General features: G+C 56.4%; 10 protein-coding genes. 1 reads left to right on the forward strand and 9 read right to left on the reverse strand.

Going from position 1 to position 15957, the window contains the following annotated elements; translation table 11 throughout:
* Positions 1-48: 48 nt before the first annotated feature.
* From IEX77_RS08070 to IEX77_RS08080, 3 genes are all read right to left on the reverse strand, one after another.
* Entirely contained in the window at positions 49-1089 is a 1041-nt protein-coding gene (locus IEX77_RS08070) for an OmpA family protein (protein WP_188808471.1), read from the reverse strand.
* Positions 1090-1103: 14 nt separating this feature from the next.
* On the reverse strand, positions 1104-3521 hold the full coding sequence (locus IEX77_RS08075) for a hypothetical protein (protein WP_188808472.1): 2418 nt from the start codon (positions 3519-3521) through the stop codon (positions 1104-1106).
* A 610-nt stretch (positions 3522-4131) separates the two neighbouring features.
* Positions 4132-6309, reverse strand: coding sequence for a TonB-dependent receptor (locus IEX77_RS08080; RefSeq protein WP_060935016.1), 2178 nt, complete (start codon positions 6307-6309; stop codon positions 4132-4134).
* An 846-nt stretch (positions 6310-7155) separates the two neighbouring features.
* On the opposite strand from IEX77_RS08080, the gene IEX77_RS08085 reads away from it, so the two are divergent.
* A complete protein-coding gene (locus tag IEX77_RS08085) occupies positions 7156-8295 on the forward strand; it encodes an MBL fold metallo-hydrolase (RefSeq protein ID WP_188808473.1) in 1140 nt (379 codons plus the stop codon).
* 103 nt (positions 8296-8398) lie between these two features.
* Here IEX77_RS08085 and IEX77_RS08090 read toward each other — a convergent pair whose 3' ends face one another.
* The 6 genes from IEX77_RS08090 to IEX77_RS08115 form a co-directional block, all read right to left on the reverse strand.
* The gene (locus tag IEX77_RS08090) at positions 8399-11593 is read right to left on the reverse strand and encodes a TonB-dependent receptor (RefSeq protein ID WP_188808474.1); all 3195 of its coding nucleotides are present in this window, start codon (positions 11591-11593) and stop codon (positions 8399-8401) included.
* Positions 11594-11780: 187 nt separating this feature from the next.
* Entirely contained in the window at positions 11781-12320 is a 540-nt protein-coding gene (locus IEX77_RS08095) for a 30S ribosomal protein S16 (protein WP_009433396.1), read from the reverse strand.
* A gap of 158 nt (positions 12321-12478) precedes the next feature.
* Complete coding sequence (gene secG / locus IEX77_RS08100) at positions 12479-12877, reverse strand: preprotein translocase subunit SecG (protein WP_188808475.1); 399 nt, start codon at positions 12875-12877, stop codon at positions 12479-12481.
* Positions 12878-12885: 8 nt separating this feature from the next.
* Positions 12886-13554 carry a DUF8458 domain-containing protein gene (locus IEX77_RS08105; RefSeq protein ID WP_188808476.1) on the reverse strand — a complete coding sequence of 223 codons (669 nt, stop codon included), beginning with the start codon at positions 13552-13554 and terminating at the stop codon, positions 12886-12888.
* Positions 13555-14082 (reverse strand): LPS assembly lipoprotein LptE, encoded by a 528-nt coding sequence (gene lptE / locus IEX77_RS08110; protein ID WP_188808477.1) that lies wholly within the window; start codon positions 14080-14082, stop codon positions 13555-13557. It lies immediately after the preceding gene.
* Positions 14066-15373: a sigma-54-dependent transcriptional regulator gene (locus IEX77_RS08115; protein ID WP_188808478.1), complete on the reverse strand. Its 1308-nt coding sequence runs from the start codon at positions 15371-15373 to the stop codon at positions 14066-14068. Before IEX77_RS08115 ends, lptE begins: the two co-directional genes overlap by 17 nt.
* Positions 15374-15957 lie beyond the last annotated feature (584 nt).

Consider the following 15957-nt stretch of genomic DNA (forward strand, 5'->3'; position numbering starts at 1 on the left):
AGCGGGATAGATGGGGCTTCTTGCTATGTGGATAGCGTGCCGATGGGCTTACTTCTTCAGCTCAATGTCGACACGTCGAGCGCTGCTCTTGAGGTCGGTATTGCGATCGACACCACCAGCGATGCTGATGAGGCGATCAGGCGATATACCGCAAGCGATGAGGTAGTCAAGGACAGCCTGACTACGGCGCTGCGAGAGACGCTCGTTCACGAGGGCATTCCCTTCGGGGGAAGCGTAGCCCGTGAGGTAGAGCTTCATATCGGGATCGCCTGCGAGGACGCGATAGACTTCATTGAGTGCGAGGCGTGCTTCGGGGAGCAGATCGCTCTTACCTACGGCGAAGAAGACCTGACGCTTGAAGTAGGAGACGACGACCGTGTCCGTGCGGACCTCTGTCTTCGTCTGCACCTCGGGCTGCAGGGGCTGCTGAATGACCGTAGGAGCGGGCTGCTGGATCACCGTGGGAGCGGGCTGCTGGATGATCACCTGAGGCTGCTGTGCGGGCTGAGCCTGCTGAGCGGCACGCAGAGCTGCGAGCTCCTGCTGGAGCTCGCGCAGGAGCGAGTCGCTCGAGCTATTATCTACGACGGGCTGCCGGATGATCGTCTGCTTCTGGCCCTTAGAGCGAGCGGGCAGGACGATAGCATCGCGGTCCGAGTCACGGCGCTGCAGGAGGAGGAGCATCAGCTGCTCGAGGCGGTCGAGACGGCTATTGCTCACCTGAGGCTGTACCTGGGGCGCAGCTTGGGGTGCGTAGGTATAGTTCACGCTACCAGCAGGTGCGTAGGGCATGGGCTGCTGGACGGGTGCTACACCACCGAGACCGAGGGCACTGAGGAGCATCTGCAGCTTCACCAGACGGAGGTCTTCGGCCGTGAGGCCGTAGGTCGTCTGCTTGGTCTGCTGCTGGCTCTCCGATGCGATACGAGCTTCGGCGACAGCACGCACGGCACGCATCAGATCTTCCTCAGAGAGGGTGATGAGCGTGTCGGCCGCAGTGAGAGGCTGACTCACGCTCTGCCCTGCGCTCTGTGCCAGGGCGACAGAGCTAACAGAGAAGAGGGAGAGAGCAAGGAGGAGGGACTTCATAGGACGCATGTCTCTTAGAAGTTGAAGCGATAGCCTACAGCCAACTGGTTGTTGCGGAAGGCACCACGAGCGGTGTAGTCAACGAAGACATGACCACCGAGGACGTTGCCGAGGGACGTACCGACGACAAAGTTGGGGAGGAAGCGTGATACACCACCGATGCTATTGACACCCAGACCGACACCGAGGTAAGGCGTGATAGCCCCGTCGAGGACGGTAGGCAGGTTGTAGAGGATGTTAGCGTTCAGACCGAAGCCCGTCTTCTTACCGAAGGTTACATAAGCATCGGGAGCGAAGTCGAACTGCGAGTCGAGGATCTGCATGTAGCCGCGAGCGCCTACGTTGACACCGGACTGATCACCGAAGTTAGGACCTACGAAGAGGGCAGCACGGTTGAACTTCAGCGTTTCCTTAGCAGGCTTTACCTTGACTTCCTTAGCGTAGACTTCATCCTTCTCGTTCTGACCAGCGACGATGACGCGGTCGCGACGGTTCTGCTCATTCTGCAGATACTGCTCGATGAGGCGGATGTCATCGCTGGACTTACCCGACTGCTGAGCACCAGTGATCTGCTGAGCCTGCGTCGTGTTGATAGCATCGAGGCGGTCGATGACCTGGTCGAGGCGCTTGACGAGAGCGATGTTGGGGTCTACCTTAGAGGCGTCCTGGCTCTGCTGTACCTGAGGCTGAGCCTGTACGGGCTGGCCGAGGAAGTTAGGAGCAGCGTAGGGGCTACGATAGAGAGCGTTCAGCAGGAGGATCTTATCGAGGTCAGAGAGGTTGCTACCCGTGACATCAGATACAGATACCTGTGAGCCCTTCTCACGCTTGAGGTCGCTGACGACCTGGTTGACGAGAGCGTCGAACTGAGCCTTGGTCAGCGTGACCGTACGGCCCTGCTGAGCAGACTGCGTAGCGACCTGAGTCGTCTGGTTGTCGACGTGCGTGATGCGGTCAGCTACTTCGTTCTTCTCACGCAGTACGCGGGTCACCGTGACGGTGTCGCGGCGAGAGACTGCATCAGCCAGCTCTTCGTTGAGCTTCTTGATACGAGCATCGTAGTCAGCACGCTGAGCGTTGAGCTTCTTGATACGAGCGTCGTAGTCAGCACGCAGAGCGTTCATTTCCTCAAGGTTGGATTCCTGCAGGCGAGCGACTTCAGAGCGCGTCTGAGCATCGCTGTAGCTCTGGTAGAGCTCACGACCATCGCGGTTAGAGCGACCGAAGTTGAAGCGGACACCAGCCTGATAGAAGGCATTGACCTTCACGTCAGCAGGGTCGGTGACGCTCGTGATAGCAGGATTTTCCTGCTCGCTCAGCATAGCGTTGACGCTACCATAGAGAGCGACATACTTGAAGAGGGGGATCTCAAGACCACCACCACCGAAGAGGAAGAGGCCGCTCTTAGGCGTAGCACCCGTGACGGTAGGCGTGAACTTACCCGTGACTTCGCGATAACCAGCACCGAGGTTGAGGTAAGGCGTCAGACCGCGAGGCATGTTCAGACGAGCGATGAAGTTACCCCCGTACATGCGGAGCTCGTTGTTCAGGTTGAAGTCGAGCGTACCAGGAGTCTTCGTAGCTGAGTAGTAGAACCCACGGATACCGAAGATCGACGAGAGGTCAAACCCTGCAGAACCACCGAGGAACCACTGAGGCTCAAGACCCGAAGCAGAGGGATAGTCTACGTAAGCGACACCGGGCTCGAGGACGAACTTAACGCCACGGAAGCCATCGGAGTACATATTACGGTACGCGCGAGAGATCGCATCGCCAGAGTCGTAGTTCGTGCCACCGAAGTAGATGTCAAGCGAAGCCTGACCCGTCCAGTTGTGGAGCTGCTCACCGCCGTTAGCGGCAGAAGCGAGGTAGCGGTTGCTTGGGTTGACGTTGAAGATAAGGTCCTTACCTTCGAGCGAGAGGGATACGCGACGGCCCATGTTGAACTTCAGACCGACACCACCAGCGCCGTAGATCTGCTTTTCCTTGTAGCTCGTAGCTGCACCACCGACGGGCGTAGCCGTGTAGCCGAACTCCATGATACCACCACCTGCGGTGAGGTAAGGAGTAACGAAGGCGTTAGACCAAAGGTTGAGCTTCAGCTCACCACCGTAGCGCTTGATGTCTACGTTAGAGTCTTCGAGCTTGTCAGCCCAGTTGAGGAGCCATGAGGGCGTCGAGGAGTTGTTCTTGAGCTTGCCCTTGAGGTCAAAGCTGCGCTCATAGATCCCACGGATCTCAACGAGGGGGCCGAAGCCGAAGCCAGCGCGCACACCCCAGAAGGGTGAGTCACCGAGGTTAAGCTTGTTGTCCCAGTGGGTGTAGCCTACTACGGGTGCGACCGTGAAGCTAACATCCTGTACCTGAGCCATAGCCTTGCTACCAATGCCAGCAAGCATCGTAGCGCAAAGAACCAAAGAAAGTTTCTTCATATATACATTCTAATTAGGAGTTGTCATGTTACTTGTCTTGACGAGGGCTGAAGCAGTATGCTAAGGCTTCGTAAATAGCCCTCTGGGAGCAAGATGGCATTAGATTCAGTGGGTCGTAGACTCAATGGATCCTCCCTCTAAAGGGAAGCCACCTCACCTGTTTAAACATTACAAAGATATAAAATTATTAACAACCCAAGATGTAAGCAGTCTATTCCTATATAGACAATGGTTATTCCTTGAGAAATGTCTCAGCCCCTATGTAGGAATCTCTCATCTTCTTCGGGGGCTTCGCATTTTCATCACCCCAATTGCGACCTATATCTATACAATATATACAGCTCTTTTACGCAACGCAAACGCTTCCATCCACCCAAGCACCAGCACAGCGTGCGAGGCAGGAGTCACGCGATGCAATATACGTCCCCTCCACCGTTCAAATAGATATTCGTATTCAAAGCAGTAGTGGTTCACCACCCCAATAAGTAGTCGATTGCACCACCCTACTACACTGGCAGTACCACGAAACAAGTCGGGCAACCGCAGGACGGAAGAGACCGACCTACGATTGCCCGATTCCCCGCTCATAAGCGGGAGGCACTATCGCCGACTAATAGCGGTAGCTCAGCGAGAGTGTGACCATACGCCCATTGCCCTGCGTATACTCCGCATCGCGTGCTACGAGCTGAGACTGGATGGGGTAATAGGTAGTATTCAGCAGGTTCTCGACACCGAGCCCCACCGTGAAGGCACCGAGACGATAAGCCCCCTGGAGGGAGAGCAGCGAGATGGGCTTGACCACCCCTTCACCCTCGGCGTATTGGCTCTCATTCGTAGTAGGATTCGTCTTGGGAGCAAAGCGATCACGGCTACCCGTATGCAGAGCAAAGAGACGTAGCGACAGATCCTTGATGGGACGATAGCTGACGTGAGCCGTGAGCTTGAGCGGAGGAATAGACTGCCCCGACATATAGCCATTCCACGAGCCATCAGCGAGACGCTTACGCCCCTCCAGAGCGGAGAAGGTCGCACCCAGTGAGAGCTTCGGACTCAGCGTAGCTTCTGCACTCAGCTCCATACCATAGATACGCTGTGGAGAGCGGTCAACTACCCAGAAGCCATTCTGACTGATGAGATCACTCCCCAGAGCTGCATAAGTATAGTAGAAGGCCCCCTGCAGGTCTAAGCGCGTACCTTCCCCGAAGAGATCGGAAAGATGCGAATAGAAGCCTGCCTCATAATTGTGCGTACGCACTGGATCGGTCTCGATCTTTGAGAGTGCATCAGCCTTAGCCGAGCGAAGGGTACGCCCGAGGTCATAGATAGAGAAGCCCTCAGAGTAAGAGACAAAGGGCTGGAAGGCCTTGAGCCCGTTGTACGTCGCGCCCACATTGAGCGAGAGGTTGCGGTAGCCGAGCGTACCTCCAGCGACCTGCACGAGGGGATCCGTCTTCTTGGCACGCAGGACGGTATAGTCAGGGACGTGGACATCGATCCAGTCGTAGCGCGCTCCAGCCTTGACAGTCAGCAGGTCAGACAGCACCGCCTTACCCTGCACGAAGGGAGCATAGTTCACCGAAGTCATCTTAGGCACCCAGTAGCGACCATCGACCAGAGGCTGACTTGTCTGATCTAAGAGGAAGTCCGCCCCATAGAGCAGCTGAAGATTCAGCTGTGACGAAGGGGTGAGACGTGAAAGGAGCTGAGCACGCGCCCCCCCCTGCGACGCCTTGGTAACCGCCTGACCGCTGGTCTCTTCCCAGCGCGGACTCTTCGGATTGTGCTTGCGATAGTCAGCGACCGACTTGATGCTGCGCCCGAAGAGCGAGACTTCGAGGTCAGTCTGAGCGAAGACTTCGCGAGAGCTTAGCTTGAGATACGCATTATGGTTGTAGGGCAGACCCTCAGGCATCGCTTCAGCAGGCTGGGTCCCTGGGACGCCGATACGAGGCGAGACCAAGTACTTCCCGCCCGAAGCCACTAAAGGACCATCCTGCTCTGTGCGGAAGAAGTTGTACATCAGCTCCAGCTGCGTACGGTCGTTGAAGCGGTAGCCTAACTTCGCCAAAGTGTTGATCGTACGCGTATCTCCGAGCCCATAGCGAGGCGAGAGATAGACGCCATTGGCGGCAATAGCCGATCCCGTATGCTGGTAGACACCATCGACGAGGTAACTCAAGGAGCCAGCCTGCCCGTAGACTTGCTGCGAGAGACGATAGCCCGCCGTCTTCTCTGAGCTCTTGAAGAAATTGTGATCCGTATAGCTCAGCTGAGACTGCCCGCCGAAGGGACGTTTCTCTTTATTCTGCTTGGTGACAATGTTGATAATCCCCCCGTTGGCACCATTACCGAAGATGGCGGTAGCCCCCTTGATAACCTCGATACGCTCTACCGCAGCAGGGTCGATGGAGCGGAGGTCACGACTCGTGGCTCGCAGGGGCGTAGACTGGGGGATACCGTCAATAAGGACGAGGATGCTACGCCCACGCAGGGTGTTGTAGCGCTCGTTCACATTGTTGCCCGTAGGAGGCACTCCAGGGATGAAGTAGCCAACGATAGCCTGCATATCAGGCAAGATCTGGCTCATCTCCCGAATATCTCGCTCGGGAATAATCGTGATACTTGCAGCGGCGCGCTGCTTGATCTCCGGTATACGTGAGCCTACTACGACGACGTCCTGGAGCTCGTGATCGGGTTGCTGTGTCCCGTGCACACTGGGACTCTGTGCCATAGCCAAGAAGCTGTGACAGCCGAGGCCAAGCGTAAGGAGTAACTTACGATGAATCATTCTATTTACGATGAATCATTCTATTTATATGATAAGTAGGCCCCCCCTACTCAATCCACGAGCAGAGGAGCCACTTCTTGCCTCATCAAGAGGGCGATACAAAGGTACATCACGGCTGAGGCAAATGAGTCCTATTGATGAAAAATAGCTATATATAGGTAGTCATCGAGACGTGCGGCGATCCTTTTCTACTCTATTTTTATGAGTCGGCGCCCTCCTCTCCTGACGTCCACAAACGAACCTATATAGGTCAGCCCTCCAAGCTATATAGGTCACCGCGTCGACCTATATAGGTTCACCCACCGACCAATAGTGGTTTGAAGCACCCCCTTATAGGAGACTGTCGCCACGAGTCTTGTACTCTATTTGGAATGCTAAGGCATCGCACGCCCAGCTCTCCGATATACCTCTCCGAAGTGATACACAAACCCTTCGCCTTATCGCGAGTATTCCTCTTATTCAGCGGAAGGAAAAGCATCTTTCTCGTGAAGGAAAAAGCACCTTCCCGCAGTGGTATTCTTCTATCTATGCACGTAGTCTTAAAGACCAGGTACGTAAATCCAAATATCCACGCACGTAGATATTAGAGCCACGTACGTAGCTCAAACTTATCTGCCACTCGTCCACAACTTTTATCCCTACGAGGAGCAACATCCTCATATAGGTCACGTCACAAAGCTATATAGGAAGCAGTCCAAAGCTATATAGCTCTACCCCACACATCCATATACCTATATATTGGATCGACAGACAAAGGGGATGCAGGAACAATTATCCCCACGTGAGCGTTATGAAGGAACATTCGCTACGAAGCCATTTTATCCATACATATATACGTGTGCTCCTATGAGTAAAATCAAGCGCCGCCTTATGACACTCCTCATTACCCTCGGTATCATCGTCGCCGTCCTCTTCGGCATCGGCTACCTCGTCCTCCACAGCCCTTCCTTCGGAGCGCTCCCCTCGGGTGCACGACTGGAGCGCATCCAGCACTCGCCGAACTATCGTGACGGGCGCTTCCAAAATCGCTACCCTATGCCCCAAGCTATGCAGACCAGCTCTATGGGCGACCGCATCAAGATCCTCTGGAAGTTCCTCTTTGATCGCCCCGATGATATCCGCCCTGTCGACAGCATCCCCGTGGTGCGCCACGACCTGAAGAAGCTCGACCGCTCGGAGGACCTCATCGTATGGTTCGGCCACTCGGGCTACCTCCTGCAGATGGACGGCGTGCGCTACCTCATCGACCCCGTCTTCGTCGAGGGCGCACCCTTCGGCATCTCCAACGCCTTCTTCAAGGGCACGCAGGTCTTCGACGTCGCTGACCTCCCCGAGATCGACTACCTCGTCATCAGCCACGACCACTGGGATCATCTCGACTACCACGTAGCTAAGGAGCTGCAGAGCCGTGTGCGCAAGGTCTACACAGGACTTGGCGTCGGGGCGCACCTCGAGCGCTGGGGCTACCGTCCCGACCAGATCGTAGAGCTGGACTGGGGCGAAAGCACCCCGACGGCAGAGGGTGGGCGCGTACACTGCCTCCCCACGCAGCACTTCTCCGGCCGAGGTCTCACGCATGCCCAGTCGCTATGGGCCTCCTTCGTCCTGCAGGGCCCGAAGCACTCGGTCTACGTCGGTGGTGATGGCGGCTTCGGCCCACACTATGCCGAGATCGGGAAGCAGTTCCCCCAACTGGATCTGGCTATCCTCGAGAACGGGCAGTACAACAAGGAGAACTGGAGCGGCATCCACATGCTCCCCGAGCACCTCGGTGAGACGATGCAAGCCCTCGGCGCTAAGCGCTTCCTCACGGTGCATCATGCGAAGTTCGCCCTGGCGATGCACCCCTGGAAAGAGCCACTACAGAACGCTAAGCGCCTGCGCGATGAGAAGGGCTTCCCCATCCTGATGCCTCGCCTTGGCGACGTCGTCCACTACACCGACAGCACCTTCACCACCGACGACTGGTGGGAGAAACTAAACTAATCCCCACAAAACAGAAAGGCCTCGGGGCACCCCTCTCCACCGAAGTGGAGGGAGGTGCCCCGAGGCTTTTTCGCGTAGAGTAGTCGCCAGGACTACGTCACGATTAGAAGGTGTACTTCACACCGACCTGAGCTCTCCAGCGAGAGTTGATGTCGGAGTAATCCCAAGGCGTGCTGCGGTGGTGCGTGAAGCTGTAGACCGTATTGCCCGTAGCGCGGTCGGTAGAGATCGCAATGGGGGTAATGTTGTCGTACTGGATGTATGGGCTCATACCCCAGCCACGATTCAGCAGGTTGCCGAGGTTGATGATATCGGCATTGAGCTGGAGCGTGTGACGACGACCACCGATGTTGAGGAAGAAGTCCTGAGCGAAGTGGAGGTCGAACTTGTGGACGAACTCAGACATGAAGGCATTGCGAGGAGCGATGCGGCCACGCTGCTGAGCGAGGTCACCGCTGCTGGCGATGAACTGCTCGAAGCTTTCTGCCATCTCCTTGTTGGCCTGAGCCTGGCGGAGAGCACGGTCAGCAGGAGATTCGCCGGGCTTGTTAGCGATCGAAGCGGTGAAGTAGCCGTTAGCGACTTCGTCCTTCGTGGGGATGTAAGCGAGGTCATTGCGCAGACCAGGGATCGTACGAGCGTCGCCGTTAGCGTCACCGTAGTAGAGGATCGAGTAGCGACCACCCGACTGCCCGTTGTAGATGATACCGATGGTCGTAGCGAAGTGCTTAGCATACTCTACGCGGTAGTTGAGCTGACCGATGATGCGGTGACGCATATCGAAGTTGGAGTAAGACAGCTCCTCGCCGTTGATATCGTTCGAGTAGTTGTAGCCCCAGTTCGAAGCAGCCTGCGAGCTCGTACCGTCGTTGCCAGCCTTAGCCTCACCGAAGGTATAGGCGATCGAAGCATCGAGGCCGTGGCCGAAGTCCTTCGACAGCGTAGCGGTGAGGTTGTAGCTATAGCCGAGGTTGTTGCTCGAGAGGAGGATCAGATTCGTGTACTGCTGAGCGAGCGCAGCATCGATCTTGTAGACAGGACGGACCTGACCATTGCCATGGTCGAGCGTACCATCGGGACGGAGGAGGAGGTTGCGGTAGCGTACGCTATTGAGGTTGCGCGTGTACATCCCTTCGAGCGAAGCACGGAAACCACCGGGGAGCTTAGCATCGAAAGCGAGGTTCGAGCGCCATACCTGAGGATAGCGGAAGTTCGTACCGACCATATCGATCTCTGTCGTCTTACCAGGCTGCGTGAACTGATGGTTGACATCAGCGTTGAAGCGCATGGTGGGGACGTTCGCACCGAGGACAGCCGTACGGAGGTATTCCATACCGCTATTGGAGAAGCTATTGGCGATCCATACGAAGGGCACACGACCGGTGAAGATACCCGTACCCCCACGGATGACGTAGCGACTATCAGCGTCGACATCGTAGCGGAAGCCTACACGTGGCGAGAAGAGCGGACGGATAGGAGGCAGGTAGTTGTTCGTGACACCGTATTCCTTAGCTACAGCAGAGCTATTGAAGTCGGGGTTAGCGGTAGGACGGTCGAGGAAGAAGGGCATATCAACACGCAGACCGTAAGTCAGGCGGAGGTGATCGGTAGCCTTCCACTCATCCTGAGCGTAGAAGCCCAGCTGACCAGCGCGGAAGCGGGGAGCCCAGCGAGCGTCGCCCGTGCGAGAGACGTCAGCGGCAGAGTAGCCGTAAGACTTAGGAGCTACCTCATTAGCCGTACCGATAGCGAGGAAGTCATCGAGCGTGGAGTACTCATAGTTCCCGTAGTAGTTCGTGAGGTAGAGGTTACGCATGCGGAAGAGCTCGTTGTGCGTACCGAAGGTAAGCGTGTGGTTGCCGAGCGCGAGCGTCAGGTTATCCGTCAGAGAGAAGATGTCCTGATCGAGTTCGTTAGCAGGCGTATCCTTGTCGACCCCAGCGAGGACCTGATAGCGAGCCTTACCAGCCGTACCATTGATGAGGACGAAGGGGAAGGCACCACCGAGGTAGGTGCGCTTGTCGCGGATACCGCTGTAGCTGACACGAGCTTCGTTGGAGAGCTTGTCGGTGAGCTTAGAGTTCAGCTCAGCGACGATGGTATTGGTGACGCTGTGCTTGTGGTAACCGTTGTTGTAGAAGCGCAGGCGCGTAGGAGAGTTCGAGAAATTGTAGGGCTTATCGTTGATGTGGCTGTAGCGCAGCGTGAGGCGATGAGCGGAGTTGATGTTCCAGTCAAGGCGGACCAGCCCCTTGAAGGTTTCGCTGGGGATATCCTGCGTAGCGTAGCCGCCACCATTGTAGCCGAGGCTCGTGAGCTTGTCAGCGATCTTCTTAGCATCTTCCTCGGGGACGACTGAGCCGTTGCCTGGGGTGAAGGTCGAGGGACGGACACCCTTGACGTATTCGCCGTTAGCGAAGAAGAAGAGCTTGTCGCGGAGGATAGGACCACCGAGCGTGAAGCCGACGGTGTTCTCATACTGCTTGTCGAGAGCCTTGCGGGTCTTGACGTCCTTACCAGCAGTCGTGCCGAAGAAGTCCTGGTTGTAGTAGTAGTCGTAGACCGAGCCGTGGAAGGTGTTGGTACCCGACTTCGTGATAGCGTTCATACCGCCACCCGTGAAGCCCGACTGACGGACGTCAAAGGGAGCGATGACGACCTGCAGAGCGTCGATAGCTTCGAGGGAGATAGCATTCTTACCCGAGGTGCCGAGACCGAAGACGTCGTTATTGACAGCACCGTCGATCTGGAAGCTATTGAAGCGGCTGTTAGCCCCAGCGAAGGAGCCATTACCGTTAGCCTGAGGCGTGAGCTTAGCGATGTCCATGATGCTACGCGATACGGTAGGGACACGCTCGATGTTCTTACGAGAGAAGGCTGATCCAGCACCAGTCTTCTGAGAGTTGAACTTATTACCCTTAGCCCCCGTGACGACGACCGTGGTGAGCTGCTTGGTATCGTCCTTCATCTCGATGTTGAAGGTCTCCGTCTCACCGAGAGCGAGGTTGACGTTCTCGATCTTCGTAGATTGATAGCCGATATAGGAGATAGTGAGGGTGTAGGGACCACCTGGGCGCATACCTACGATGCTGAAGTTCCCCTTGGCGTTAGTGATAGCGCCGTAGGTCGTACCGGTAGGCAGGTGCTTGGCGACAACGCTGGCGCCGATAAGAGTCTCCTTGGTAGTAGGGTCGGTGATCGTACCGTTGATCGCCGAGGTCGTCACCTGGGCCCATACGGCTGGGGTGGCGAAGGCAAAGAGAGCCAGTACCAAGAGACGAAGTAAATACTTCTTCATACGCTTTGTTTGTACAGGTGGCTGTGACGGCCGTCACAGCCAGAGGACTAAGTGTGAGTGATGGATAAAGGTGGATAAGACGACAAAGAAGCGGACGCCCACCGCATCACCCCACATAAGTGAGGTAATGGGTAGGCGTCCGCTATTTCTTTATCGGAGACATCTCTTACGAGGATGCAGCGGTCGACTATTCTGCAGCAGCTTCTTCCTGAGCAGGAGCCTCTTCGGCTTCAGCGGGAGCTTCAGCAGCAGCCTTAGCTTCAGCTTCGGCGAGCTTCTTAGCAGCTACAGCAGCAGCCTTGGCCTTGTTGGCAGCCTGTTCGGCTTCCAGAGCAGCCTTAGCGGCGTTAGCCTTGTCTTTAGCCAGGGTCTCACGGATAGAGCCAAGGGCACCATCCTTCTTAGACTTCCATGCTTCGAACTTAGCGTCAGCGGCCTGCTGGTCGAATGCGCCCTTAGCGACACCACCGAGGAGGTGCTTCTTCAGGAGAACGCCTTCGTGAGAGAGGATGCTACGAGCCGTGTCGGTAGGCTGTGCACCAGTCGTGAGCCAATACAGAGCGCGCTCGAAGTCCAAATCTACTGTGGCAGGATTGGTGTTGGGGTTGTACGTACCAATCTTCTCAATAAACTTGCCATCTCGTGGCGCTCTACTGTCAGCGACGACGATCTTATAGAAGGCATAAGCCTTGCGACCGTGGCGCTGTAAACGGATTTTCGTTGCCATTTAAATCGGTAAAATTGTTAGAACCTTCTGCTTCGTTGCATTAGATCGGGTGCAAAGATACGGAATAAAACCATACCACCTATCTCCCGTAGTGATAAATAAATAGGCACGCCCCTCAGCTGGTGAGGGGCGTGCCTATTATATAGGTGTACGGGGACTTAGTTGGCAGGCGCAGCTGCGGGAGCAGGAGCTTCCGTGGCAGGAGCGGGAGCTGCTGCAGGAGCACCCTGCTGAGGAGCAGCACCACCACCGAGGGCGGGCAGAGCCGTAGGAGCAGCACCCTTAGCGGCATTCTGCTCGAGGACCTGCTGCGTCTTAGAATCAGCATCCGTACCCGTGCCGAGGAAGTGCGACGAGGCGATGCAGAGCACGGCTACGATACCGAAGAGCCACCAAGTAGCCTTCTCCAGTACGTCGGTTGTCTTACGGACCCCCATGATGTTATTCGTCGAAGCGAAGGGTGAAGCCAGGCCACCGCCCTTAGACTTCTGTACGATCACCAGCAGCACCAGAGCGATGGATGCTATCAGGATCAGTACCGTGAGTAGGTAGAACATGTCTTATACTAATTTGTGGTTTTATTATTCTCTATCAGGCGCTCCAGGAAGCGTATCTGGTCTGCAAAGAAACGATTTTTCTCTGGATAATTCAAACTGAGAGAGCGGATAATCCTCAGTGCCTTATCGTAATGCTGCTGCTGAATATAGATCTTAGAGAGGGTCTCCGAGAGGAGTTCTTCAGCAGCAGGCTCCTCTGCCGAAGGGGCTACGGAGGGGGCTACGGGAGCGGTGCGTGGCTCGAGAAGCTCGGAGAGTCCCTCCGCGGGAAGTGGCTCTGCCGTCTCGCCAGCGAAGTAGTCTTGACTCTCCCCCATCCCTTCGTAGTGGAGCACCTCGGGGAGATCTTCGCCTGAGGAGCGTGCGCCATCGAGGAAGTGATCGATGAGGTCAAAGGCATCAGCTTCGGCAGGCACATCGGGCGTCGCTGCGACGAAGGCGGGGCGATTCCCCTCGACGAGGCGGAAGAGTTGCTCCCGGTCGGGCAGGAGCACCGAGAGACGGCGAAGCTCCGAGGCATAGCGCACGTCTCCCGTCAGCGAGAGATTATATAGGTAGAGAAAGGCGAAGGGTGCGCAGTAGGGATAGGACTCATAGAGCGCACGGATCGGCTCGAGCGTCTCGGCGGTGAGGCGCTTGGGATCAGCCAAGTAGCTATAGAGTTCGTCGCGTGTCATCTACCAGTTCTCTACCGTAGCATTATAGATCTGCTTCAAGAGGTCGTCCATGATCTCACGCAGCAGGTCGTCCTGCACAGCGACGAAGGGCTGGCTACGTGGGAAGTCACGGTAGGCCTTGAAGCTACGCTCGAAGCTCTCCTTCTCATTCACGTGGTTGACATACTTCACCTGCACCGTCACGGTGAAGACCGTGCGCTCGGCGAAGTTATCCTGACTGACAGCCATAGGCGTCAGGTCGTAGCCCGTGATCGTGCAGTAAAGCTCGAGGTCACCCGCCTGCGGGACGAGGGAGAGGCGCGTACGGCTCTCGTAGTAGTCCTTGATCTTCTCGGTGAAGCTGGAGGCGAGGATGGGGTTGACGATGGGCGCCTTATTGATGACCTCACCGATGGTGATGGTCTTGAGCTGGGTATAGTCAAGCGCACCACCATTGGGGCCGTAGCTGATCTTGCAGCCTGCGATGACGAGGACGAGCGCCCCGATGAGGGCGAAGACACGGCGGTGGAGCTTATTCTTCCAGTCCATATTCCTTGATTTTGCGGTAGAGGGTACGCTCGGAGATCTTGAGATCCTGGGCGGCACGACGGCGACGACCATCGTGGCGAATGAGTGCGGCCTGTATCAGGCTACGCTCTGCCTCCTCGAGCGAAAGGGGCTGCTCCTCGAAGTCTGAGACCTCGGCATGATGGCCCGTAGCGTGCGGGGTAGCAGGGATCTCGACGACATCCTCCACGGGAGCGTAGCCCGAGGGACTCGAGAGGACGTTGCGGTAGTCATCACGGCCAGCGAGCGTCGTGGGGTGTGCGCTGGGAGTATGTACCTCGGTAGGTGTGTAGTCGCCGTGAGCCTTGGGCTGTGCGACCGGCACCTCACCACGCATGATCCCAGCGATGAGATTCTTCATCTCCGCCATATCCTTCTTCATATCGAAGAGCACCTGATAGAGGATCTCACGCTCGTTGGCGAAGGACGTAGCGTCCTCACCGAGCACGGCCTGCTGGCGAAGAGCAGGATGGTAGTCTACGCCCAGATCCCGTGGCAGGTAGCGCGCGACGGTCTCTGCCGTCACGGTACGCTCCTCCTCAAGGACGCTGATGCGGTCGGTGAAGTTGCGTAGCTCACGGATATTCCCTGGCCAGCGATAGCCCTCGAGGAGCTTAGCGGCCTCGGGTGTCAGACGCAGGGGAGGCATGTGGTAGCGCTCGGCGCTCATCGAAGCAAAGAGACGGAAGAGCAGGGGGATATCCTGCACACGGCTACGCAAGGGAGGCACCTCGATGGGTACGGTATTGAGACGGAAGAGGAGGTCTTCGCGGAAGCGGCCACGCTCGACAGCCTCCTGCAGGTTCACATTCGTCGCAGCGACGATGCGCACATCGGTCTTCTGGGCTTGGCTTGCCCCGACGGGGATGAATTCCCCCGTCTCGAGGACACGCAGGAGACGGGCCTGCGTCGAGAGGGGAAGTTCCCCTACTTCGTCGAGGAAGATCGTACCGCCCGAGGCTTCTTGGAAGTACCCCTTGCGGTCGGTGATAGCGCCCGTGAACGAGCCCTTCAGGTGACCGAAGAGCTCGGAGTCGATGGTCCCCTCAGGGATAGCCCCACAGTTTACAGCGATATAAGGGCCGTGCTTGCGGATACTATTCTGATGGATGATCTTCGGGAAGCTCTCCTTCCCGACACCACTCTCACCGATCACCAGCACCGACATATCGGTGGGTGCCACCTGCACTGCCGTGCGGATAGCGTGGTCGAGTAGAGGGCTTGTGCCGATGATACCGAAGCGGTGCTTGATCTGCTGAATATCTACGTTCATCTTCCGTCTGTCATTTTGTCGCACAAAGATACATAAGTTCGAGGACTATCAGGACTCCCAAGGCGGGCGCATAACGAGGCCTCCGCATCACACTCCGAGATACCTCTCCAAAGTGACACACAAGCCCTTCGCCTTATCGCGAGTATTCCTCTTATTCAGCGGAGGGAAAAGTGTCCTTCTCGTGAAGGAAAAAGCACCTTCACGTAGTGGTATTCTTCTATCTATGCACGTAGTCTTAAAGACTAGGCAGGTAAATCCAAATATCCACGTACGTAGATATTAGAGCCACGTACGTAGCCCAAACTTATCTGCCACTCGTTCGCAACTTTTATCTCTGCACGGAGCAACATCCTACATATAGGTCGCTTCACAAAGCTATATAGGTCAACCCAGCGACCAATATAGGTTCATATCCCATCCCTCTACGGGTATGTATTGCTCCCTTCGCACAAGAGCACACATACAAGCAAAGCAAAAAGCCACCCTTCCCACGAAAAGGCAGACAGCTTCACACGTTTATCCCTCACCGCACGCCCTTTCTCTACATTATTATAGCAAGAGCAAGCAAAGCGCCACACAACCCG

It is taken from the genome of Porphyromonas pasteri, assembly GCF_014647755.1.
Classification (GTDB): domain Bacteria; phylum Bacteroidota; class Bacteroidia; order Bacteroidales; family Porphyromonadaceae; genus Porphyromonas; species Porphyromonas pasteri.